The sequence below is a fragment of the Rhodoluna sp. genome, assembly GCF_036721215.1.
Classification (GTDB): domain Bacteria; phylum Actinomycetota; class Actinomycetes; order Actinomycetales; family Microbacteriaceae; genus Rhodoluna.
The window spans coordinates 559,229-581,139 of sequence record NZ_DAIMLM010000001.1 but is presented as its reverse complement, the minus strand read 5'-3'; the positions used below and the strand labels follow the sequence as shown (position 1 = coordinate 581,139).

23 protein-coding genes and 1 pseudogene are annotated in these 21,911 nt (G+C 50.1%); 5 read left to right on the top strand and 19 right to left on the bottom strand.

Annotated features, from left to right (window positions below):
- The first annotated feature begins 10 nt into the window (after nucleotides 1–10).
- The 4 genes from AC9UCN_RS02970 to AC9UCN_RS02955 are packed head-to-tail and all read left to right on the top strand — an operon-like array spanning nucleotide 11 to nucleotide 2,994.
- A complete protein-coding gene (locus AC9UCN_RS02970; RefSeq protein ID WP_509523536.1) occupies nucleotides 11–487 on the top strand; it encodes a methylated-DNA--[protein]-cysteine S-methyltransferase in 477 nt (158 codons plus the stop codon).
- Nucleotides 480–1,061, top strand: coding sequence for a DNA-3-methyladenine glycosylase I (locus tag AC9UCN_RS02965; RefSeq protein WP_509523534.1), 582 nt, complete (start codon nucleotides 480–482; stop codon nucleotides 1,059–1,061). The genes AC9UCN_RS02970 and AC9UCN_RS02965 overlap by 8 nt, the downstream gene beginning before the upstream one ends.
- A gap of 10 nt (nucleotides 1,062–1,071) precedes the next feature.
- The gene (locus tag AC9UCN_RS02960) at nucleotides 1,072–1,542 is read left to right on the top strand and encodes an RNA polymerase sigma factor (protein ID WP_509523532.1); all 471 of its coding nucleotides are present in this window, start codon (nucleotides 1,072–1,074) and stop codon (nucleotides 1,540–1,542) included.
- A gap of 42 nt (nucleotides 1,543–1,584) precedes the next feature.
- On the top strand, nucleotides 1,585–2,994 hold the full coding sequence (locus tag AC9UCN_RS02955) for a hypothetical protein (protein WP_509523530.1): 1,410 nt from the start codon (nucleotides 1,585–1,587) through the stop codon (nucleotides 2,992–2,994).
- On the opposite strand, the gene AC9UCN_RS02950 is transcribed toward AC9UCN_RS02955, so the two are convergent.
- Entirely contained in the window at nucleotides 2,977–3,717 is a 741-nt protein-coding gene (locus AC9UCN_RS02950) for a YaaA family protein (protein ID WP_509523528.1), read from the bottom strand. The genes AC9UCN_RS02955 and AC9UCN_RS02950 overlap by 18 nt on opposite strands.
- 22 nt (nucleotides 3,718–3,739) lie before the next feature.
- On the opposite strand from AC9UCN_RS02950, the gene AC9UCN_RS02945 reads away from it, so the two are divergent.
- On the top strand, nucleotides 3,740–4,387 hold the full coding sequence (locus AC9UCN_RS02945; protein ID WP_509523526.1) for a cob(I)yrinic acid a,c-diamide adenosyltransferase: 648 nt from the start codon (nucleotides 3,740–3,742) through the stop codon (nucleotides 4,385–4,387).
- Here the strand turns inward: AC9UCN_RS02945 and AC9UCN_RS02940 are convergent.
- From AC9UCN_RS02940 to lysA, 18 genes and pseudogenes are all read right to left on the bottom strand, one after another.
- The gene (locus tag AC9UCN_RS02940) at nucleotides 4,384–4,650 is read right to left on the bottom strand and encodes a F0F1 ATP synthase subunit epsilon (RefSeq protein ID WP_509523524.1); all 267 of its coding nucleotides are present in this window, start codon (nucleotides 4,648–4,650) and stop codon (nucleotides 4,384–4,386) included. The two genes, AC9UCN_RS02945 and AC9UCN_RS02940, sit on opposite strands and share 4 nt — an antisense overlap.
- A 2-nt stretch (nucleotides 4,651–4,652) precedes the next feature.
- Entirely contained in the window at nucleotides 4,653–6,101 is a 1,449-nt protein-coding gene (gene atpD / locus AC9UCN_RS02935) for a F0F1 ATP synthase subunit beta (RefSeq protein ID WP_509523522.1), read from the bottom strand.
- A gap of 14 nt (nucleotides 6,102–6,115) precedes the next feature.
- Nucleotides 6,116–7,024, bottom strand: a complete 909-nt coding sequence (locus AC9UCN_RS02930) for a F0F1 ATP synthase subunit gamma (protein WP_509523521.1) — start codon at nucleotides 7,022–7,024, stop codon at nucleotides 6,116–6,118.
- A 37-nt stretch (nucleotides 7,025–7,061) separates the two neighbouring features.
- Complete coding sequence (gene atpA / locus AC9UCN_RS02925) at nucleotides 7,062–8,699, bottom strand: F0F1 ATP synthase subunit alpha (protein ID WP_509523519.1); 1,638 nt, start codon at nucleotides 8,697–8,699, stop codon at nucleotides 7,062–7,064.
- A gap of 43 nt (nucleotides 8,700–8,742) precedes the next feature.
- Complete coding sequence (locus tag AC9UCN_RS02920) at nucleotides 8,743–9,546, bottom strand: F0F1 ATP synthase subunit delta (RefSeq protein WP_509523518.1); 804 nt, start codon at nucleotides 9,544–9,546, stop codon at nucleotides 8,743–8,745.
- A gap of 5 nt (nucleotides 9,547–9,551) precedes the next feature.
- Nucleotides 9,552–10,103, bottom strand: a complete 552-nt coding sequence (locus AC9UCN_RS02915; RefSeq protein ID WP_509523517.1) for a F0F1 ATP synthase subunit B — start codon at nucleotides 10,101–10,103, stop codon at nucleotides 9,552–9,554.
- A gap of 21 nt (nucleotides 10,104–10,124) precedes the next feature.
- Nucleotides 10,125–10,355 carry an ATP synthase F0 subunit C gene (gene atpE / locus AC9UCN_RS02910; RefSeq protein ID WP_509523516.1) on the bottom strand — a complete coding sequence of 77 codons (231 nt, stop codon included), beginning with the start codon at nucleotides 10,353–10,355 and terminating at the stop codon, nucleotides 10,125–10,127.
- Between the two features lie 45 nt (nucleotides 10,356–10,400).
- On the bottom strand, nucleotides 10,401–11,225 hold the full coding sequence (gene atpB, locus AC9UCN_RS02905) for a F0F1 ATP synthase subunit A (protein WP_509523658.1): 825 nt from the start codon (nucleotides 11,223–11,225) through the stop codon (nucleotides 10,401–10,403).
- Between the two features lie 112 nt (nucleotides 11,226–11,337).
- Entirely contained in the window at nucleotides 11,338–11,748 is a 411-nt protein-coding gene (locus tag AC9UCN_RS02900; protein ID WP_509523514.1) for a Cg1360 family ATP-synthase-associated protein, read from the bottom strand.
- Entirely contained in the window at nucleotides 11,745–12,875 is a 1,131-nt protein-coding gene (locus tag AC9UCN_RS02895) for an MraY family glycosyltransferase (RefSeq protein ID WP_509523512.1), read from the bottom strand. The genes AC9UCN_RS02900 and AC9UCN_RS02895 overlap by 4 nt, the downstream gene beginning before the upstream one ends.
- Before the next feature lie 3 nt (nucleotides 12,876–12,878).
- On the bottom strand, nucleotides 12,879–13,565 hold the full coding sequence (locus AC9UCN_RS02890; RefSeq protein WP_509523510.1) for an L-threonylcarbamoyladenylate synthase: 687 nt from the start codon (nucleotides 13,563–13,565) through the stop codon (nucleotides 12,879–12,881).
- Nucleotides 13,566–13,588: 23 nt separating this feature from the next.
- Nucleotides 13,589–14,440 (bottom strand): peptide chain release factor N(5)-glutamine methyltransferase, encoded by an 852-nt coding sequence (prmC, locus tag AC9UCN_RS02885; RefSeq protein WP_509523509.1) that lies wholly within the window; start codon nucleotides 14,438–14,440, stop codon nucleotides 13,589–13,591.
- The gene (gene prfA / locus AC9UCN_RS02880; RefSeq protein WP_509523507.1) at nucleotides 14,441–15,517 is read right to left on the bottom strand and encodes a peptide chain release factor 1; all 1,077 of its coding nucleotides are present in this window, start codon (nucleotides 15,515–15,517) and stop codon (nucleotides 14,441–14,443) included. It lies immediately after the preceding gene.
- A pseudogene (rho, locus tag AC9UCN_RS02875) lies at nucleotides 15,517–16,752 on the bottom strand (transcription termination factor Rho); the annotation flags it as partial. The gene prfA and the pseudogene rho, both read right to left, overlap by 1 nt.
- Before the next feature lie 410 nt (nucleotides 16,753–17,162).
- On the bottom strand, nucleotides 17,163–18,086 hold the full coding sequence (gene thrB / locus AC9UCN_RS02870) for a homoserine kinase (protein ID WP_509523505.1): 924 nt from the start codon (nucleotides 18,084–18,086) through the stop codon (nucleotides 17,163–17,165).
- Nucleotides 18,087–18,088: 2 nt separating this feature from the next.
- Nucleotides 18,089–19,162: a threonine synthase gene (gene thrC, locus AC9UCN_RS02865; protein ID WP_509523503.1), complete on the bottom strand. Its 1,074-nt coding sequence runs from the start codon at nucleotides 19,160–19,162 to the stop codon at nucleotides 18,089–18,091.
- A complete protein-coding gene (locus tag AC9UCN_RS02860) occupies nucleotides 19,162–20,469 on the bottom strand; it encodes a homoserine dehydrogenase (RefSeq protein WP_509523502.1) in 1,308 nt (435 codons plus the stop codon). Before AC9UCN_RS02860 ends, thrC begins: the two co-directional genes overlap by 1 nt.
- Before the next feature lie 34 nt (nucleotides 20,470–20,503).
- On the bottom strand, nucleotides 20,504–21,910 hold the full coding sequence (gene lysA / locus AC9UCN_RS02855; RefSeq protein WP_509523500.1) for a diaminopimelate decarboxylase: 1,407 nt from the start codon (nucleotides 21,908–21,910) through the stop codon (nucleotides 20,504–20,506).
- Nucleotide 21,911: the final 1 nt, after the last annotated feature.

Sequence of the window (21,911 nt, the reverse complement as noted above, 5' to 3'; positions counted from 1 at the left end):
GAATTGAGGCATGAGCGAATCAGTAATCTCAAGGCGATCATTTCCCTCGCCTTTTGGTTTCATAACCATCACGGCGGAAGACGAAAAAATCACCTCTGTTGAGCTTTGCAAGAAGGCAAACACCATAAGCTCCTCCAAAGTCCTTGACGATGCAGCCAAGCAAATTGATTTGTACCTAAAGGGAAACCTTCCAAAATTTAGCCTTCCCCTCAAAGTCTTGGGCACACCGTTTCAGCTTGCTGTTTGGAAGACAATAGCCAAAGTGCCATTTGGCAAAACTATTTCCTATGGCGAAATTGCCGCAGCTATTGGAAAACCTCAAGCCGCCAGAGCGGTTGGGGCCGCGGTGGGCGCTAATCCAACTCCCCTATTGGTTGGCTGCCACCGGGTGCTTGGATCCAGTGGATCACTAACCGGTTACTCCGGTGGCCAGGGAATCAAAACCAAGAAGCTGCTGCTGGATCACGAAGGTATCTCCTATGAGTGAATTTGTCACCAAGTATCCCGATGGTCTCAAGCGCTGCCGCTGGCCCAAGCAAGATCAGATCTACATCGACTATCACGACACCGAGTGGGGCGTAAAGCTAGAGGGAGAAAATGAACTCTTTGAACAACTAGCTCTTGAGGCTTTTCAAGCAGGGCTCTCATGGATCACTATCTTGAAGCGCAGGCAAGGCTTCAGAAAAGCATTTCACAACTTCAACATCCGCAAGGTTGCCAAGATGACAGATAACGACATCGAGCGGCTAATGCACGATGAAAGCATTATCCGAAATAGGGCCAAAATTCAGGCAACCATCAGTAATGCACGCTTGATTTTGGAACTAGCTGAGCCACTAACTTCCTTGATTTGGTCTCACGCGCCAAAACGAGCCACGTCACCTGCAGCTAACTTTGAATTCAAAGCCACTACCCCTGAGTCAATTGAGCTGAGTAAAACACTGCGAAGTCTTGGTTTTTCATTCGTTGGCCCCACCACCATGTATGCGATGATGCAGTCAATTGGCATGGTGAATGACCATGCACCGGGTTGTTTCAGGAGAAACGAACTTCGCCAGTAGGATTACATTCGTGACCCCTGAAGAATTTACTTCAATCTATCGCCAGCTACTTCCGCAAATCACAAAGTATCTTGTAAGGCGCGTGAGCCCTCCGGATGTTGAGGAAATAGCCTCAAGAATTTTTGAAATCGCTTGGACGAAAAGATCTGAGGCACCCAAGGGCTTTGAACTCCCTTGGCTATACAGAATCGCTGGATTTGTGGTTGCAAATAACCGAAGAAGTCAGAAGGCCAAAGAAAACTTCTTGGTCTTATTCCGGCCAAAGGACTCTGCCCCTTCTGCTGAGGACATCGCTCTAAGCGACTTTAGCCTTTCAGAAGCTTGGGCAAAGCTGACCCCAGCAGAGCGCCAGGTTATATCCCTAAGTAGCTTTGAAGGTCTAGACAATGCGAGCTCGGCCAGGGTATTGGAAATCTCGACTAATGCCTTCGCCCTTAGGCTTAGCAAAGCTAAGGCCAAACTTAGAGGGCTGATTTCCTAGAAATTCTAGACATAATCGCCAACTTGTCTACATAACCTATATATGAATACTCCAGATGAACTAGACGCCCGTCTGCATAAGGCAGACCCCGCAAACAATGCCAAGACTGAGCCGCTCTCAGCTGAAATCTTGGCAGCTGCCTCAAAGTCCAAACTAAGACTTGGCCTTACTCAAAGATTTGAACTTCTATCAGCCAAAGCTAGAGGTTTCGCTTTGGGTGGTTTAGTTTCTGGAACAGCGGCAATACTTGCAGTGGCCGTAGTAGTCAACCCTGTCCAAACTCCACTTATCCAATTAGCGGCTTCCTACCAAAATCCTTCAAATGGATCACCCTCGTCTGAAGCATCAGCAGACAAAATGATGTCTATGCCCTTTTTTAGCTACGAGTATGTGGCTGGACCTAATCTGTCAAATGAGGGTGGATCTGGCCAGATCTATAAGCTCGTGCGGACCGGAACTCCAGAATCCGTGCTCCAAAAAATAGCAAGATTGTTTGAAGTTCAGGGCAGCGTTAAGAAGTTCCCTGACTTCAGTGAAGCAAATCCTGGCTACTTTTTTGGTGAATCCGATGATCCTTGGGGCGTTGACAGTTTGAACCCAATAGTCTCGGTTTGGTGGAGCGGGACAGCTTCTTGGTACTATTCCAATCCTTCTGACTCTTCAATTTCGACTGATTGCAGATCAATCGACGCCGAAGGGTTTTGTGAGGAGTGGATTGACCCTGTTCCAACTCCAGAACTACTCCCAAGCAAGTCTGAAGCCATAGCCAAAGCTCTGGAGATATTCAACGCAACTGGCCTTGCTGTGACTGAATCTGACTTACGGGTTGACTGGTCGGAATGGGGCGGTTCCGTAACCGCCGCCATGGTTGTAGATAATCAGCCGACAAGTATCGAGTGGTACATCGGCTGGGGGTCAGATGGCGAGATTAGCTACGCGCAAGGGCACTCGGTAGTTGCTCAAGCCGTTGGCGCCTACAACACCATTTCCCCTGTCCAAGCTATCGATCGACTCGATCAGTGGATCTGGTACGGATCTCCACCTAGCTATTTGTACGAAAAATACCCAGCAATTTATAGTGACATGAGGGTTCGCAATGAACCACTTGTTGATCCAGAGGTATCAGAAACCGAAGCGACAGCCGAACCTAGTGAACCTATTGAACCTAGTCCATCAGAGACCGCGTCAGCGGAGCCTGAACCTACCGAAACTGAGCCAGCCCCCGTTGAGCCCCAGGTTGTCACTTTGACAATTGTTAGGGCAGAGTCAGCTCTCTTGGGTATTTGGGATGCCGCCGGTGACGTTTGGCTAGTACCAGGATGGATCATGTTCAACGATGAGGGATGGTGGAGCACAGTAATTTCATTGATTGAGGGAATTATTGCCCTTCCAGACCCAGACATGTTTGAAATAGAACCTCTTCCTGCAGATGACTCATCCGTAGGAAACTAGCAAAAGCTTCTTTCCTGAAACTTCTAGTTTCAGATTGGCTAGCTTCGCAACGGTCTTAAGATCTGCAATGGTTTTTGGTGCTGGGCTAATTATTAGTGCCGATCTTAGAAACTGACCTTTGGCCTGTTTGTTGAAATGATTTAGCCTCGTGCGTTTGCCCCTTTTGTCCTCTAGCACTACATCAAGTGAGTAACAGGAAAGGTTTTTTGGAACAGGCGCTAGCTCTACGTATGACTTGGATCTCGTATCGATAATGGTCTCTTTTGAGAACTTCGACCACACCGCTTCGTGTGCTTCCTGCCAAAGCGATTTCAGATTCATCCCAGGAAGTTTTGAGCCGGCAGAAAGGCGATAGTTTGGTATTTCATCCCCGGCTGATATCAAACCAAAAAGCGAAGACTGAATAAACACTGCCTTGCTGGCTCTAGTTCGCATACCCGCAGTGACGCCGCCTTCTTTGAGCGCGTCATACAAAGTGCCGGTGTATCGATCCAGGGCTGGTAAACACTTTGGGTTTGTTAGATCGAGATTGACTTGAATCTCCCCCGATTGCTTGGGCCCTAGCTTGAGAGCCTTGCCCGCAAGACTCGGGGTTTTGCAGATATCAATCAGCGCCTGCTGAAGAACTTTGCGAGTTTTGTCTAGTTCTTTGTGGCTCAGAACCTTGGCCATCTTTTTGCCACCAGGCTCCTTGGTTTCAGACGGTGGGAGCAAAAAGATCATTCCATAAGCCTAGACTTAGACCATGGTCAAACTTACAAAAATCTATACCCGCACAGGCGATGAGGGTTTAACTGGTCTAAGCGATTTTTCTAGAACTCGCAAAACAGACCCTCGAATCGAAGCGTACGCTGACGTTGATGAGGCTAACTCTGCAATCGGTGTTGCTGTTGCACTGGCCCATGGCGAGTTCGACGCCGAAACTTTAGCGCTACTGTCTCAGATTCAAAATGACCTTTTCGATTTAGGTGCAGACCTTTCAAACCCACTAAACGAGCACTATGAGTATGAGCCATTGCGTGTTGACGCAATTTGGATTGATGCTTTAGAAGAAGCCATCGACAAGTACAACAAGCAGCTTGAAAAACTAGATAGCTTTATTCTTCCCGGAGGCTCTGGGCTTGCTGCAGGTCTTCACCTAGCCAGAACCGTTGTTCGCAGGGCAGAGCGCGCCACCTGGCACGCTATCGAAAAGTATGGAACCGATCCTGCAAAGAAGGGTCACAACAACGGTGGTGTGAGCGTTTTGGCTGCCAAGTATCTGAACCGTCTTAGCGATCTATTGTTTGTGCTTGCTCGCTTTGCCAACATCAAGCACGGTGGCGATGTGAAGTGGATTCCGGCTTCGAATAGACGCGAACGTCCTGCAAGCATTCGACCAGAACAGGATTAGGCCAGCGAAGCATTTCTGGCAACAACAGTTACCACGTCATGCTCCACTGACAAGAATCCATCGTCTGCGGTAACAACAAGCACTTCACCCTCGGGTTTGGTAACCCTTACCTCACCGTTAGCCAAGATGGCGAGCATTGGTTCGTGGCCTGGCATTAAACCGATTTCGCCTTCAACTGTTTTGGCTACCACCAACTTGGCTTCGCCAGACCAAACTGCCTTGTCGGCAGCGACTAGCTCAACCCGCAGAGTTTTTTCAGACAAAGTTAGTTACCAGATTCCTTCTGAATCTTGGCCCACTGGCGCTCAACGTCTTCTAGACCACCGACGTTGAAGAACGCCTGCTCCGCAACGTTGTCGAAGTCACCGTTTGCAATCTTGGAGAATCCTTCGATGGTCTCCTTGAGTGGAACGGTGGAACCTGCAACACCGGTGAACTTGGTAGCCATGTAAGTGTTCTGAGACAAGAACTGCTGAATTCTTCTTGCTCTTGATACTGCGACCTTGTCTTCTTCGGAAAGCTCCTCAACACCCAAGATGGCGATGATTTCCTGGAGCTCCTTGTTCTTCTGAAGAATCTGCTTGACCCTAACGGCGGTTTCGTAGTGATCCTTCGAGATGTAACGAGGGTCCAAGATTCTTGAAGTCGAAGAAAGTGGATCCACGGCTGGGTATAGACCCTTGGAAGCAATTTCACGGCTTAGCTCAGTTGTTGCATCCAAGTGAGCAAAGGTGGTTGCTGGGGCTGGGTCGGTGTAGTCATCGGCAGGAACGTAAATAGCCTGAAGAGAAGTAATCGAGTGACCACGGGTTGAAGTAATTCTCTCCTGTAGTAGACCCATCTCGTCTGCCAAGTTTGGCTGGTAACCCACCGCAGATGGCATACGGCCAAGAAGTGTTGACACCTCGGAACCTGCCTGAGTAAAGCGGAAGATGTTGTCAATGAACAACAAAACGTCCTGCTTCTGCACATCACGGAAGTACTCCGCCATGGTCAAAGCAGACAAAGCAACGCGCAAACGCGTGCCTGGTGGCTCATCCATCTGACCGAACACGAGCGCGGTCTTGTCGATAACACCTGACTCGGTCATTTCGTCGATTAGGTCGTTACCTTCACGGGTACGCTCACCCACACCGGCAAACACGGACACACCGTCGTGGTCTTCTGCCACACGGTAAATCATTTCCTGAATCAAAACGGTCTTACCAACACCGGCACCACCGAATAGACCAATCTTTCCACCCAATACATAAGGGGTTAGAAGGTCAATAACCTTGATTCCAGTTTCGAACATCTGGGTCTTTGACTCAAGCTGATCGAACGCTGGTGGCTGACGGTGAATTGGCCAACGCTCGGTTACCTCAATTTTTTCACCTGGCTTAGCGTTTAGAACTTCACCAGTTACGTTGAAAACGTGGCCCTTGGTCACATCACCAACAGGAACTGAAATTGGCGCTCCGGTGTCAGTTACTGACCCGCCGCGAACCAAACCGTCGGTTGGCTTCAAAGCAATGGCACGAACTAGGTCATCACCTAGATGCTGAGCCACCTCAAGAGTTAGAGTCGTGGTTTCTCCCAACAGGTCGATCTGTGTTGTGAGGGCGTTGTAGATCTCAGGGATGGCATCGTGTGGGAACTCGATGTCAACCACCGGACCATTAACTCGAGCAATGCGCCCGGTGCCTGCCTGTGGGGTTGTCTTTGTCTCAGCCATTTCTTATCTTTCTCTTAGTCCTCATCGCCAACGGTGGCTAGTGCATCCGCACCACCGACGATTTCGGAAATCTGTTGCGTAATTTCTGATTGACGTGCCTGGTTGCTCAAACGGGTGTAGTTCAAAATCAGCTTCTCAGCGTTATCGGTAGCTGACTTCATGGCCTTCTGGCGTGCAGCGTGCTCGGAAGCTGAAGACTGAAGCATTGCGTTGAAGATCCTGCTCTCGATGTAAACAGGAAGCAAGGCGTCAAGCACCTTGTTTACATCCGGCTCAAACTCGTAGAGCGGGAAGATCTCGCTCTTGGAAGGCTCTTCAACGCCCTCGACTACCTCAAGAGGAAGCAAGCGAACAACCTCTGGAACCTGGGAGATCATCGAAACGAAGCGGTTGTAGACCATGTGAATCTCATCTACTCCCCCATCCTTGGCATCGGTGTTGAAATCAGCCAACAGCGCATCGGCAATTGATTTAGCGGTGTCAAACTCTGGAAGGTCAGTGCCACCAACCCACTGCTGACGAGAAAGACGTCTGCGGAAATTGAAGTAGCTAACGGACTTTCTTCCAACCAGGTAGTAAACAACATCTTTACCCTGGCCCTTTAGAAGAGTCACTAGCTGCTCAACTTCTTTTAGAACGTTTGAGGAAAAGGCTCCTGCAAGACCACGGTCGGAGGTAAATATAACTACCGCCGCGCGTTCAATAGTTTCTGGCTCAGTAGTCAGCGGGTGATCGATGTTTGAGTAGGTAGCCACGGCAGAAACCGCTCTGGTTACCGCTCTTGAGTAAGGAGTGGAGGCGGCAACGCGCTGTTGCGCCTTGTAGATACGGGAAGCCGAAATAAGCTCCATGGCGCGAGTAATCTTCTTGGTGGTCTGTGCCGACTTGATTTTCTGTCGGTAAACCCTGAGTTGCGCTCCCATATCTCTCCTTCCCTAATCTCGAATTGGCAACTACGCTTTAGCGCTTTTGCTTGACGATCTTTTCCTGGTTCACTTCTTCCTCTTCCAAAGCATTCACAGCTTCGTTGCCCAAAGAAGAAAGTGGGACACCCTGCCCGGTCTGGAAACCCTTCTTGAACTTGTCAATGGCGGCATCCAACTCGCGGATGGTGTCATCTTCTAGATTCTTGGTTTCACGGATGGTCTCAATTACCTTGCTGTTGCGCTTTAGGTAATCCAAGAACTCCGACTCGAAGCGAAGAACGTCTTCAACAGGAACCTCGTCCAACTTGCCTGAGGTTCCAGCCCAAATAGAAACTGTCTGATCCTCAACTGGGTACGGAGAGTACTGTGGCTGCTTTAGAAGCTCCATCAAGCGCGCTCCGCGAGCTAGCTGCTGACGAGATGCCGCGTCCAAGTCGGAAGCGAACATCGCGAATGCTTCTAGTGAGCGGTACTGAGCAAGCTCAAGCTTTAGGGTTCCAGAAACCTTCTTGATTCCCTTTACTTGGGCTGCTCCACCAACTCGAGAAACCGAGATACCAACATCGATAGCTGGACGCTGGTTGGCGTTGAACAGATCCGACTGCAAGAAGATCTGGCCGTCGGTGATCGAGATCACGTTGGTTGGAATGTAAGCCGACACGTCGTTGGCCTTGGTCTCGATGATTGGAAGTCCAGTCATTGAGCCGGCACCCAATTCATCGTTGAGCTTGGCACATCTTTCTAGCAAGCGAGAGTGTAGGTAGAACACGTCTCCCGGGTAAGCCTCACGGCCTGGTGGACGACGAAGCAAAAGGGATACCGCTCGGTAGGCTTCTGCCTGCTTTGATAGGTCATCAAAGATAATCAATACGTGCTTGCCGCCATACATCCAGTGCTGTCCGATGGCGCTACCTGTATACGGCGCTAGGTACTTGAAACCTGCTGGGTCAGATGCAGGGGACGCAACGATGGTTGTGTATTCCAGTGCTCCCGCTTCTTCCAAGGCTGCCTTGATACCTGCGATGGTTGAACCTTTTTGACCAATAGCTACGTAGATGCAACGAACCTGCTTGGTTGGATCTCCGGTTGCCCAGTTGGCCTTTTGGTTAATGATCGTGTCAATCGCAATTGCGGTCTTACCGGTCTGACGGTCACCAATGATTAGCTGACGCTGTCCGCGACCGATTGGAATCATGGCGTCGATGGCCTTGATACCGGTTTGCAGTGGCTCGTGAACTGACTTTCTAGCCATAACGCCAGGGGCCTGAAGCTCAAGGGCACGACGTGCCTCTGCTTTGATATCGCCTAACCCATCAATTGGGTTACCCAGTGGGTCAACTACTCGACCTAGGAAAGCATCTCCAACTGGAACTGAAAGAACCTCGCCAGTGCGCTGCACTTCCATACCCTCTTCGATGCCCTCAAAGTTTCCGAGGATAACGGTTCCGATCTCACGCTCGTCAAGGTTCAGGGCAAGACCTAGAGTTCCATCAGCAAACTTTAGAAGCTCGTTAGCCATCGCGGAGGGAAGTCCTTCAACGTGAGCGATACCGTCACCGGCATCGATTACGTGTCCGACCTCGTTGCGCGAAGCCTTGTCGCTCTCGTAGGAGTTCACGAAACCCTTCAGGGCGTCGCGAATCTCATCTGGGCTGATTTTTAGATCTGCCATTTGCTTCCTCTACTTCTGGGGCGAACCCCGGTTAGATGCTGGCCTAAGCCAGCATCATCTTTGCTTGCTTGAGACGGTTAGCAACGCTACCGTCAATAACTTCTCCAGCTATTTGAACCTTGATGCCACCGAGAATTGCTGGGTCTATCTCGATGTTGAGACGAAGATCATTCCCGTAGTCGCGAGCAAGTGACTTCTCAAGAGCTGCTTCCTGGGAATCGCTCAAGGCTTGCGCAACAGTAACTGTTGCCACCAAGCGCTCCGCGTAAGCGGCCAGCAACTTGCCAAACTGCTCCAAGACAACCGAAATGCGAACCTTGGCCGAGCCAATTACCGCAAACCGAATCAGCAAGCTAGCTTCCTTGCCAAACTTGCCTGAAATCAGTTCGTTCACCATGGTGAGTTTTTGCTCATCGCTTGCTTGCCTTGAAGCTAAAGCGATTTGAAGCTGCTGGTCTGAGTCGACAACCTTGCGGAATTCGAACAACTCGGCTTCCAGGGCTTCAAGGGCTTTGGATCTTGCGGCAATGGCTGCAACCGAATGCACAGCTAGCTGCTCCATGGCACTTACCAAGTCGGATCCTTTAGACCAACGCAGAGCGACGATTTTTCCCGCCAACTCAACTGCCTTGGGCGAAACCGATGCTCCAAACACTGCGCTCAGGGCATTTTTCTTACCCGCGATCTCAGCGGAAGGGTCCGAGAGAATGTTGCGCAGTTGTTTGGATCCAGACATAGCTGAGCTGATCACGAAAATCTCTTCGGCAAATCGAAGGTCAGCGTCGACTAGAAGCGGGGTAAGGATTTCCTTAGCCGCTTTTAGTGCTTGCCTGGTAGAGCTCGACATGATGCTTACTTGCCTGCCTTTTCAGAATTTTCTAGATCTTTCAAGAAATCGTCAACTACCTTGGAGGCAGTGGCACTGTCTTTCAAGCTCTGGCTTACAACCTTGGAGGCCAAATCGATTGCCATTGATCCCACTTCGGAGCGCAAACTAATCAGGGCAGCTTGACGCTCTGCCTCGATTTGGGCCTTGGCGGTTTGAGTGATTCTGGCCGCCTCCGCTTGAGCTTGCTCTTTCAACTCGGCCAGAATCGCAGCGCCTTCGGCACGCGCTTCTTCGCGAATTGCGCTGGCTTCAGCGCGAGTGTTCTCTTGAGCTTTCGATAGTTCGTCGGTTTTTGCAGCAGCCTCGGATTGAGCCTTCTCTGCAGCAGCCAAACGTCCCTCGATAGCTTTAGTTCTTTCATTTAGTACCTTCTTGAAGCTAGGAAGAACCCTTAGCCAGAAGAAGGTAAGCATGATGGCAAAAACGACCGAAGACCAAAGAATGTCGTAGTCGGCTGGCAGAAGAGGGTTTTTAGTCTCTTCTTCCGCCGCTAAGACGATAATCCTTGAAATCATGGTTTAGTCCTTAACTTTTGCTTAAGCGAAGATGAATGGAGTTGCAAGACCGATAAGCGCTAGCGCTTCAGTGAATGCAATACCCAGCCACATGGTGACCTGTAGTTTTGACGCTAGTTCTGGCTGGCGTGCGGTTGCTTCGATGGTCTTAGATACAACTAGACCTACACCGATACCTGGGCCAATCGCTGCGAGGCCGTAGCCAACTACTGCAATGTTGCCGGATAGTTCGGCGATGTTTGTGATGTCCACTTGTTTTTCCCTTCCGTGGTTTATCCCTGACGGTTGTCAGATCCTTTAGTGCTCATCTGCCAGTGCCAACTGAATGTAAACAGTTGTTAGCAGGGTGAACACATAAGCCTGTAAAAAACTCACCAGAATCTCAAAAAGAGTAAAGGCGAATCCAAAAATGAATGTTCCTACCCCAAACAAGCCAAACAGGCCATCGGCGTAGAAGACAAAGAACTGGGTAGCGCTGAAGCAAAGTACCAACAAAAGGTGCCCTGCGAGCATGTTCATGGTTAGTCGAAGAGCCAAGGTAACTGGGCGAAGAATGAAGGTCGAAAGGATCTCAATTGGAACAACCATCACATACAAAGCTGGTGGAACACCCGCTGGAGCCACCGCACTCTTGAAGTAGCCAATGCCGTGCTTTTTGACTCCCGCGTAGATAAAGGTCACATATGCAGCTGCTGCTAGCACGATTGGGTAACCAATTAGTGCATTGGAAGAAATGTTGAGACCTGGGATAATTCCGGTGATGTTTAGACCTAAGACCGTGAAGAAAACGGTGGTGAGAAGAGGTAAGAACCTGTCGCCGTCAACTTTTCCGAGCTGACCGTGAGCAATGCTGGTTCTAACGAAGTTCAGGGAAATCTCACCCATAAGCTGGAACTTGGTTGGAACAAAGACCTGGTTCTTTGTGGCTTTGTCAAACTGTCTAACCCAAAGAGAAAACAGGACGATTAGCAGCAAAACAACTAGTAGTCGCACCAAAATGATTCGGTTTATCGCAAAAGGAGTGCCCTCGAATAACAAAATCTCAGGGTAGAACTCCATGATGGAGGGTCCCTTGTAATTGCCCGAGTCGTCGGTGACCGCAGCCTTGATAATCAGGCTCAGAGCGTTATCTAGCAGGGTGGTCTCCTGTTTCGGGGTGAACGAATTCACGGCGATTTACAGTGTCTCAGTGTCCAACACCAAGCCATTTATCAAAATTCTAGCAAGAAAAAAACTAGCCCTCGACCACGGGAATACGGGCTGAGAGCACGGCAATAGTGTCAATTGCCAGCGATCCAAGGATGGCTGCGACCAGGGTAAAAAACAGCACCGGGCCATTTATGAATTCGGCCCTCGCCAAGAAGCCAACCACAAACGCAAAGCCAATTAGCTTCACGAGCCAGCCTCCCATGACCGCCCCAAAGAACCCGGCCAGAGATAACCTTCTGCCAATCAAGACGCTAGCTAGGGTAAGGCTGGTAAAAACAAGCGCCAGCGATGCTCCGATAAGTGCGCTTGGGACACCCTTCTCGGAATCAACAAAGTATCCAACGACTGAGCCCACCGTGGCAATCAAACCGATCAAAAGTGAACCCTGAGCCAAGACCTTTATGAATAGTTGATCTGCCGAGGAAGTAGTTGTCATTTCGATGCTCTCTTTCTAAGGGCGTTTAGTGCCGGTTGCCTAAGGGCGTTTAGTACCGGCCAAACGGTATAAATAGTGACTGGGATTGCAGCCAGGACAGCAATCAAAAGTGCAAGCTCTGTCGGAATGAACATCAGTGATAAACCACCGAAAGAGATGATGGCCGTCCAAAAATAGAAGACCAAGACGGAGCCGACGTGGCCGTGACCCAAGTCTTGAAGCTTGTGGTGGATGTGACTCTTGTCTGCCCTGAAAGGTGACTTTCCAGCTCTGACTCTTCGAATCACTGCCAGTAGCAAATCAAGTAGCGGAAGCAACAAAATTGCAAGTGGCAAGACAATTGGCAAGAAAGCTGGAGCTAACACCCGACTGGAAACCGCAGCTGGGTCAATTTGCCCCGTAACAGCCAGCGCGGCTGTTGCCATCAAAAGACCAAGCAGCATCGATCCGCTATCGCCCATAAAAATCTTGGCTTTGTGCCAATTGAATGGAAGAAACCCTAAGGCCATTCCCACCACGATTGCTGAGATTAGCGAAGCCAAGTTGAAGTAGTTCGTTGGTGAAGTTTGCTGGGTAACTAGATAGGTATAAAGGAAAAAAGCACTGGTTCCAATAAGAACTACCCCGGCAACGAGACCATCTAGCCCATCGATAAAGTTCACGGCATTCATTATCAAAACGATCAAAAAGATGGTGATTATCATCGAGACCGCATAGCTGCCAATAACCAGTCCCCCGATTGGCAAAGAAACAATCTGGACTCCCTGCCACGCAAGGATTCCAGCTGCTAACACTTGCCCTGCAAGCTTGATGGTCCAGTCCAGATCAAAGAAATCATCCAAAACTCCGACGATTACAATCACTGTGGCGGCGGAAACAATCGCAAGTAGTCTTTGTGGTTCGCTGAAAACAGAGTCGAACCAAGTAAGTGATCCTGCGACCAGTAAAGCGGCAAACATTCCCGCAAGCATTGCCAAGCCGCCAATGCGAGGTGTCGGAGTGGTGTGAGTGTCTCGATCTCTAATTTCTGGCATCACCAGATGCTTACGACTCATCCGGATTGTGAAATAGGTAGCAGAGAAGGTAACTATTGCCGCTATGGCAATAATGAACAAATAAGCTCTCACTTGCTAAGCCTCAAGATGCTCCCCGAGAACTAGTTTTAGTTTGTCAATGCTAAGAGCCCCTCTTCTAACAATCCGAGCCTTACCGGTAGTTTTTAGCTCCCCGGAATCGTCAACCACATCAACAAGGTCAGTCATGTCCAAGATTGTGGACGCCTCGCCCTTCGGGCTAGAACCACCATCCAAATAAACTTTCACCTTTGAGCCAAGGTAGCCTTCGGCTTGCTGGCAAGTTATCGCAGCCGGCTCACCAGTTAGATTCGCACTAGAAACAGCTAACGGGCCAGTTTCTTGGAGGAGTGCAAGAGCAATCTTGTGATCTGGCATGCGAAGTGCGACGGTGCCTTTGGTTTCACCCAGGTCCCAGGTCAGTGAAGGCTGTGCCTTCAAAATCATGGTCAGTGCACCAGGCCAGAAAGTTTCTGCAAGCTTGTGAGCTAGAGCGGGAATGTCTTGGGCAAGTCCATCTAGCGCAGCGACATTACCGATAAGAACAGGTGGCGGTGATTGCCTGTCGCGCCCTTTTGCTGCAAGAAGTTTCTTCACACCCTCATGGGAAAAAGCATCACAAGCCAAGCCGTAAACGGTGTCGGTTGGAACTACAACCAACTCTTTCTGACCGATTGCAACTTTGGCCAATCTCATTCCAGTTAGAAGGTCAGTATCTAGGGAACAGTCGTAGATTCGCTCCATCGTGACCTCCTTCTTGAGCCTTACTAGGCGTTTACTGCTGAAATCATTCGCTCTTTGCCTGCTAGGTCAGCTCTGGCTTCAATTTCTAACCAGCCCCCAGCCAATAATAGTTTACCGATGGCATTTGACTGGCTGTCTGCGTGCTCTAATACGAGCAAACCCCCCGATTTCAATAACTTCTTGGCGCGAATTGATATCTGTCTAATGACATCTAGTCCGTCAACCCCTCCATACAAAGCCATGCTCGGTTCATGAAGCTGGACTTCTAGGTCAATAGGGATTGCATCGTTTGGAATGTAGGGAGGATTCGAAATTACCAAGTCGACCTCTCCGTCTAACTCACTTAGTGAATTTTGCAGATCTTCGTTTCGCAAGTTGACTTTAGAAAAGCCATAGCTCGCTGCGTTTTGCAGCAAGTAGCCAAAAGCTTCTTTTGATTTTTCAACTGCAAAAACTTTTGATCCCAATACTTCAGTTGCCAAGCTAATTGCTATTGCACCACTTCCCGAACAAAGATCAACAATTAGCGGGCTTTGAAAATTTGTGATTTTCTCCATCGCAAAACCAACCACCTGTTCGGTTTCTGGACGCGGGGTGAAAACCCCTGGCCCAACATTGAGCTCAAGGTGTCGAAAAGGCGCAGTGCCTGTGATGTGCTGAAGCGGCTGCCTGGCAACACGTCTGGCAAGTGCCAACTGGAACTTATCCAGTGACTCTTGAGGGAACTCTTGGTTTGTTGCAACCATGAGAGAAAGCTCAGAACGTGAAATTCCAAGGCAGAAACAAATAATCAGTTCTGCATCAACTGTTGCTGAAATTACTCCAGCTTCTTTGAGCTTGCTGGAAGATTCGGATAGAAGTTCCGAAACTAACAATTACTTATCGCCTAGCGCTGCCAGCCTGGCTTCTTCATCGGTTTGGATTGCCGAGCGAACAACTGGTTCCAACGCACCATCCATGACTTGATCGAGATTGTAGGACTTGTAGCCGGTTCTATGATCGGCAATTCTGTTTTCCGGAAAGTTGTAAGTTCTAATTCGCTCGGAACGGTCAACTGTTCTGACCTGAGATTTCCTGGCCGCAGACTGTTCGGCGTCAATAGCCTCTTGCTGTGCGGCTAAAATTCTGGCTCGCAAAACGCGCATGGCGGCTTCACGGTTTTGTAGCTGAGACTTTTCGTTCTGCATCGAAACAACGATTCCAGTTGGAATGTGAGTTATTCGAACAGCAGAGTCAGTGGTGTTAACCGACTGTCCACCAGGACCTGAGGAGCGGAAAACATCCACTCGTATTTCGTTCTGGCTGATCTCGACTTCTTCGGGCTCATCAACTTCTGGAAATACCAGAACTCCAGCTGCCGAGGTATGAATTCTGCCTTGAGTTTCCGTAACCGGCACGCGCTGCACTCGGTGTACTCCACCTTCGTATTTCAGGTGTGCCCAGACTCCCTCGGCAGGATCGTTTGAATTTCCCTTTATGGCAATCTGAACATCTTTGTAACCACCAAGATCAGACTCGGTCTTGTCCAAAATCTCTGTCTTCCAACCCTTGGCGTTGGAGTACTGGATATACATGCGAAGCAGATCTGCTGCAAATAGAGCGGATTCCGCACCACCTTCACCAGCTTTGATTTCCATAATCACATCGCGACCATCGTCGGGATCTCGTGGGATTAGTAGTCTTCGAAGCTTCTCGTTGGCTTCAGTGACCTTGGCCTCAATAGCAGGCAGCTCGGCCGCGAATGCTTCGTCTTCTTTGGCTAGATCTTTGGTGGCAACCAAGTCTTCAGTCAGTGAAATCACCTGGTTGTAGGCGCTAACAATTGCGCTTACTACCGCGTAACGACGGTTGAGTTTTTTCGCCAAGGCAGGATTTTGATGCACAGACGCATCTGATAACTGTTCCTGCAGCGAGGCATGCTCAGCCAGCAGGGGCTGGACTGAATCGAGCATTATTCTCCGTCAGAACCTGTTGGAACTGGCATGGACTTTTGAACCTGCATTAGGAACTCAACGTTGCTCGAAGTTTCCTTCAGTCTGTTCAGAACTAGCTCAAGCGCCTGCTGCTGCTCTAGACCGGCAAGTGCACGACGAAGCTTCCAGATGATCTTGGTTTCGTCTGGGTTCATCAGCATCTCTTCGCGTCTGGTTCCAGAAGCATTTAGATCTACCGCAGGGAAGATTCGCTTGTCGGCAAGTGCACGAGATAGGCGAAGCTCCATGTTTCCAGTTCCCTTGAACTCTTCGAAGATAACCTCGTCCATCTTGGATCCAGTTTCAACAAGTGCTGTTGCAAGGATGGTTAGCGATCCGCCATCTTCAATGTTTCTGGCAGCACCAAAGAAACGCTTTGGTGGATAAAGCGCTGACGAGTCAACACCACCAGAGAGAATTCGTCCAGATGCCGGAGCACTTAGGTTGTAAGCGCGACCCAAACGTGTAATTGAGTCAAGCAAAACTACAACATCGTGACCTAGCTCAACCAGTCTCTTGGCACGCTCGATAGCAAGCTCGGCAACAGTGGTGTGATCTTCCGCAGGGCGGTCGAAGGTGGAGGCAATTACCTCACCCTTGACTGTGCGCTGCATGTCGGTAACTTCTTCCGGTCTTTCATCAACCAAAACAACCATTAGGTGAACCTCTGGGTTGTTGGTTGCGATCGCGTTAGCGATGGCCTGGAGTACGAGTGTCTTTCCAGCCTTTGGAGGAGAAACAATCAGTCCACGCTGACCCTTACCAATTGGGGCAACAAGGTCAATGATTCGAGTCGAAAGCTTGTTGGCTTCGGTCTCAAGACGCAGTCTGGTCTGAGGGTAAAGCGGTGTTAGCTTTCCGAATTCAACTCGGTCTGCCGAAGCTGCCTGGTCCAGGCCGTTGACGGAGTCAACGCGAACTAGGGCGTTGAACTTCTGACGACCCTGGCCCTCGCCTTCGCGAGGCTGGCGAATCGCTCCAACAACAGCGTCGCCTTTACGAAGACCATACTTCTTGACTTGACCCAACGACACGTAGACGTCGTTTGGACCTGGAAGGTAACCACTGGTTCTAACAAATGCGTAGTTATCCAAAACATCGAGGATTCCAGCCACACTGATTAGCACGTCATCTGGAGAGATCTCTGGTTCTGCCTCTTCGCGGTCGTTGTTACCTCCGCGCCTTCCGCGATCACGATCGCGGTAACGATTGCGGTTTCTGGAGTTGCGGCCGCCGCCACGACGGTCGTCGTCGAAGTCGCGGTTTCTTCTGCGCTCACCAGAGTCGGAACTTGATTCTTGGCTTGGAGTATCGCTCGAGCCGGAAGAGTCCCTAGTGGATCTTGTCTCGCCTGAGTCTTGGTTGCCATCGGCTGGCTTGTCTGCCTTCGCCTTGGACTTTCTTGGGGAACTGTCTACATCGGGAGCTGAAGCTTCAGCTACTGCTCGACGAGATTTGCGTTCCGGTTTATCTGCTTGGATTTCATCCATTTATTGATTGCTCTTTCTTGAGTGATTAGGTAATCGGTTGCTAACTCGATTTACCTCAAACGCGATTTGATTGCGTTTTATTGCAGTATTTTCTGCGGGGATTTCACCTAGCGATTTACCCTAAGAGGGTCCAATTACTTCTGGTGTATTGATATGGTAGCACCTTTATTGTCAACAGCCAACAACAGCGGTAGCCATTGTGGATGGGTCTTTTCGGCTAATTCCTTAGCCCGCAGTCTCTGGGCCGGGTCGCTAGCAAGCACCAAAACCGAGGGTCCGGCTCCCGAAACAACCGCGGCGTGGCCCTCAGCGCGCAAAGTCCTGATCAGGGCTTCAGTTTCTGGCATCGCGGTGGCTCGGTATTTTTGGTGAAGTCTGTCTTCGGTTGCTGCAAACAGCAGCTCTGGCGATTGAACCATGGCAGCAACCAGCAGCGCTGAGCGCGAAACATTGAAAACAGCATCGGCATGAGGAACTGATTCTGGCTGTAGGGATCTAGCCAATGCGGTGGACATCTTCGTGGAAGAAACTAAAACCAAAGGAGAAACGCCGCGGTGAACTGAGAGCTTCTTGGTGTGTGGTCCGTGCTCGTCTTCCCAAGCAATACTCAATCCACCAAAAAGTGCTGGGGCGACGTTGTCTGGATGATTCTCAAACTCTGTTGCGATATCCAGCATGGTCTTGTCGCTAATTGTTGCGACTCCATCTAATAGACCCTTGGCTGCCATGATTCCAGAAACAACCGCAGCTCCGGATGATCCCATTCCGCGGCCGTGCGGGATGCGGTTTGTTGCCTTCAGGGCCAAACCAGGCGCGGCTTGGCCAGCGCGCTTGAAAGTCTCAAGGATCGCGCGAACTACCAGGTGCGAGGCATCAAGTGGAACTTGGCCTTCGCCTTCACCGTGGACCTCAATTGAAATGGTTCCAGGCTTTGTGGCGGTAACTTCCAAATCGTCATAAAAAGCAAGGGCGATGCCAAGGGTGTCAAAACCAGGACCCAGGTTTGCCGAGGTGGTTGGCACCCGAACCGACACTGTTCTTCCCTCTAAATTAGTCATTTTCAAGCCAACCCCAACCGCTCAGCCACTTCAGCAGCATTGGCTGATACAGCTTCTGGAGAGATCTCGTTTCCGGCTTCGTCCTTTAGGGCCCACATCGGATCTTTTAGGCCGTGCCCGGTAACGGTTACCACAATCAGTGCGCCGGCAAAACTTTCACCCTGTTGGGACGCTTTGTAAATACCAGCCGCACCGGTAGCCGAAGATGGCTCAACAAATACACCCGCTTCTTGCGATAGGAATCTGTGCATCCATAAAATCTCAGCGTCTGAAACCGCGCCAAACTTACCCATCGAACACTCCATCGCACTCTGGGCAAGATCCCATGAGGCAGGATTTCCAATCCGGATTGCGGTTGCAATTGTGTCCGGGTTCTTGACTGGTCCTCCATGAACAAAAGGAGCAGAGCCTTCGGCCTGGTAGCCATACATCTTTGGAACAACCTTGATGCGGCCCTCGTTGAAATCTTCCAGATAGCCCTTGAAGTAAGCAGAGTAGTTACCCGCGTTGCCAACTGGTAACACGTGGTAATCAGGAGCTCTACCGAGTGAGTCAAAAACTTCAAAGGCTCCGGTTTTTTGACCCTCAATGCGATCTGGGTTCACTGAGTTGACCAAATGAACCGGATAGTTATCCGATAGGTCTCGAGCCAAAGTTAGGCAGTCGTCAAAGTTTCCTTGCACCTGCAATATTTTTGCTTTGTGCGCTACCGCCTGGCTTAGCTTCCCAAGAGAAATCTTGCCCTGCGGAACTAACACAACTGAAGTGATTCCGGCCGCTGCCGCATACGCCGCAGCAGAGGCAGAGGTGTTACCAGTTGATGCACATATAACTGCCTTGGCTCCTTCCCCGACGGCTTTCGAAACCGCCATGGTCATGCCACGGTCCTTGAATGAACCGGTTGGGTTCATACCTTCATACTTCAAATACACCTGGTCGGCACCAACTAGTTTCGCAAGATCAGGTGCTTCAATAAGTGGTGTGCCACCTTCGCCAAGCGTGATGATCGGAGTGCTGCTATCGACATCTAGTCGATCAAAGTACTCTCGTATCACTCCGCGCCACTGGTGTGCCATTACAAGCCTTCCATTCGAATCACAGAAGCGACTTTTTGAACCGCGTCGCTAGCCTTCAGATCCTCAACAACAGCAGCCAGGGCTGCGTCACTGGCCAAGTGGGTTCCAATTTCCAAATAAGCAACGACGTTCTTTCCGGAAAGAACTGACTGCTCCACAGCCTCGATTGATACGCCGTGCTTGGAGAAAGTTGTGGCAATTTTTGCTAGCACGCCCGGCTGGTCAGATACTTCGAGCTGGACCGAGTAGCGAGTTTGAATTCTGCTTATTGGAAGTATCTCTAAATTTGCGTGAGTTGAGTTAGCAAGGCCTGGGCCACCTGCCACGTGGCGCTTGGCTGCAGAAACTACATCTCCCAGAACAGCTGATGCAGTTTGAGTTCCACCGGCACCAGATCCGTAGAACATTAGACTTCCTGCTGCCTCTGCTTCAACGAAAACTGCGTTGTAAGCGCCATTCACGGCAGCCAGAGGGTGTGACCTTGGAACTAGCGCAGGATAAACCCGAACGGAAATTCCCTCCGGTCCCGATGAATCTGCTTCCAAAAATTCGCAAATTGCCAACAGCTTGATGACATAACCATCTCGCTGAGCGGCTTTCATTTGAGCCACGGTTATAGAAGTTATTCCCTCTCGATAGACCTTATCCAGAGGAACCTCGGTGTGAAATGCCAGGGTTGCCAAAATAGCCGCCTTCTGAGCAGCGTCGAAACCTTCAACGTCTAATGAAGGGTCTGCTTCCAGGTAGCCAAGTTCGGTGGCTTCGGCCATAGCCTCTTCCAAGGAGATACCACTTTTGTCCATCCGGTCAAGAATGTAGTTTGTGGAGCCGTTGACGATTCCCATAATGCGCTTTACACGGTCACCGCCAAGAGATTCTCTAAGCGGGCGAATGATTGGAATAGCTCCGGCAACCGCAGCCTCAAAGTAAAGCTGTGCGCCAACTTGCTCAGCAACGTTGAATAATTCAGTTCCATGGGTAGCCAACAAGGACTTGTTGGCTGTGACAACATCAGCACCAGAATTAAGAGCACGCAAAATGTATTCCTTAGCTGGCTCTATGCCACCCATTACTTCGATCACGATATCAGCACCGAGAATCAAGCTCTCAACATCGGTGGTCAATAGTTCTTTTGGAAATCCTTCACGTTTGGCAGTTAGGTCGCGCACCGCAACTCCAACGAGCTCGAGCTCGGCTCCAACGCGGGATTTGAGCTCCTGCTTCTGCTCCAGCAATAGCCTGGCGACCTCGGCACCGACTGATCCGGCACCGAGTAAGGCAACGCGTAGGGGGCGGTATTCGCTCAATGTGTATTCCTAACCAACTACAAAACTACCCTGTCTAAAGGGTTTGATACCCGGGGTCTCTAGAAAGCATGTCCGATTCGGTCTCGGCATTCATCAAAACTTTTACTTTTCCTTCTAGAACAGCAACCATTGCGGGCCTAGGTAGATAGTTGTAATTACTTGCTAGCGAGTGACAGTAGGCACCGGTTGCCGCAACAGCCAGCAAATCGTCAGGGCTAATGTCTTCAGGCAGGTAGCAATCTTTGACCACAATGTCGCCACTTTCGCAGTGCTTGCCCACCACTCGAGAAACAACTGGCGCTGCAGCGGAAGAGCGAGAAACTAGCAGTGCGCTGTAATCGGCGCTGTAAAGACTAGGTCTGGGATTATCGCTCATACCGCCATCGATGCTGACGTACTTTCTTGACTGCTTGGAGTCATCACTGGCAATCTGAACATCTTTGATGGTTCCCACGGTATAAATAGTCACTCCCGCTGGACCTGAGATGACTCTCCCCGGTTCAAAGCAAAGAACCGGTACTTCAATACCTAGCTCCCTGCACTGGCTTTCAACCTCGGAGCAAATCTCAGATGCAAAAAACGAAATCTCAGGGGCTTGGTCTGCGGCTGTGTAATTGATTCCAAAGCCGCCACCAAGATTTAGCTCAGGAACGCTGCCAGTTTCTAGCAACAGCTTATGCAGCGGCATCAATCGTTTCACCGACTCGATGAAGCCCTCGACGCTAAAGATCTGGGAGCCGATGTGAGAGTGCAGCCCAAGAAAGTTCAACTGCGAATGAGATCGAATCTTGGCTACCAGTTCCGGGACATCAGCAATTGCAATTCCAAACTTTTGGTCTTCTCTCGAGGTGGCAAGGTACTCGTGAGTGAAAGCGTGTACGCCCGAGTTAACTCTGACACGCACGTTTTGGATCTTGTTTTGAGCACTCGCAATCGATGCGATTCTTTCAATCTCGATCTCAGAGTCGATGACAATTGCCCCAACTCCTGCTGTGACAGCCTTATCAATCTCGGAAACAGATTTGTTGTTTCCATGCAAACCAATCCGACCAGGCTCAATCCCCCCGGCAAGTGCAAACGCGAGTTCACCGGCGGAGCAAACGTCCATGTTTAATCCATTTGCCGCAACCCACTTGACTACCTCGGTAGTCGAGAGTGATTTGCTCGCGTAATAAACCTTTGCGCTTGTTTGAATCTTGGAGGCTGCGGAATCAAAAGCTTGCTTTACAACTTGAGCGCGGGAGATAAAGTCTGCTTGGTCAATGACCATCAGTGGTGACCCGTACTTGGCAACCAGCTGAGCTACCGATACTCCCCCAACTTGAATCTCTCCGGAAGCGTCTCTTGCAAAGCTCGCCGGCCAGATGTTCTTACTGATTTCATTCACGTCTTTTGGAAGGGATAGCCAACTAGGTGCCAATTCAGCTGCAGTTTTGTCCACG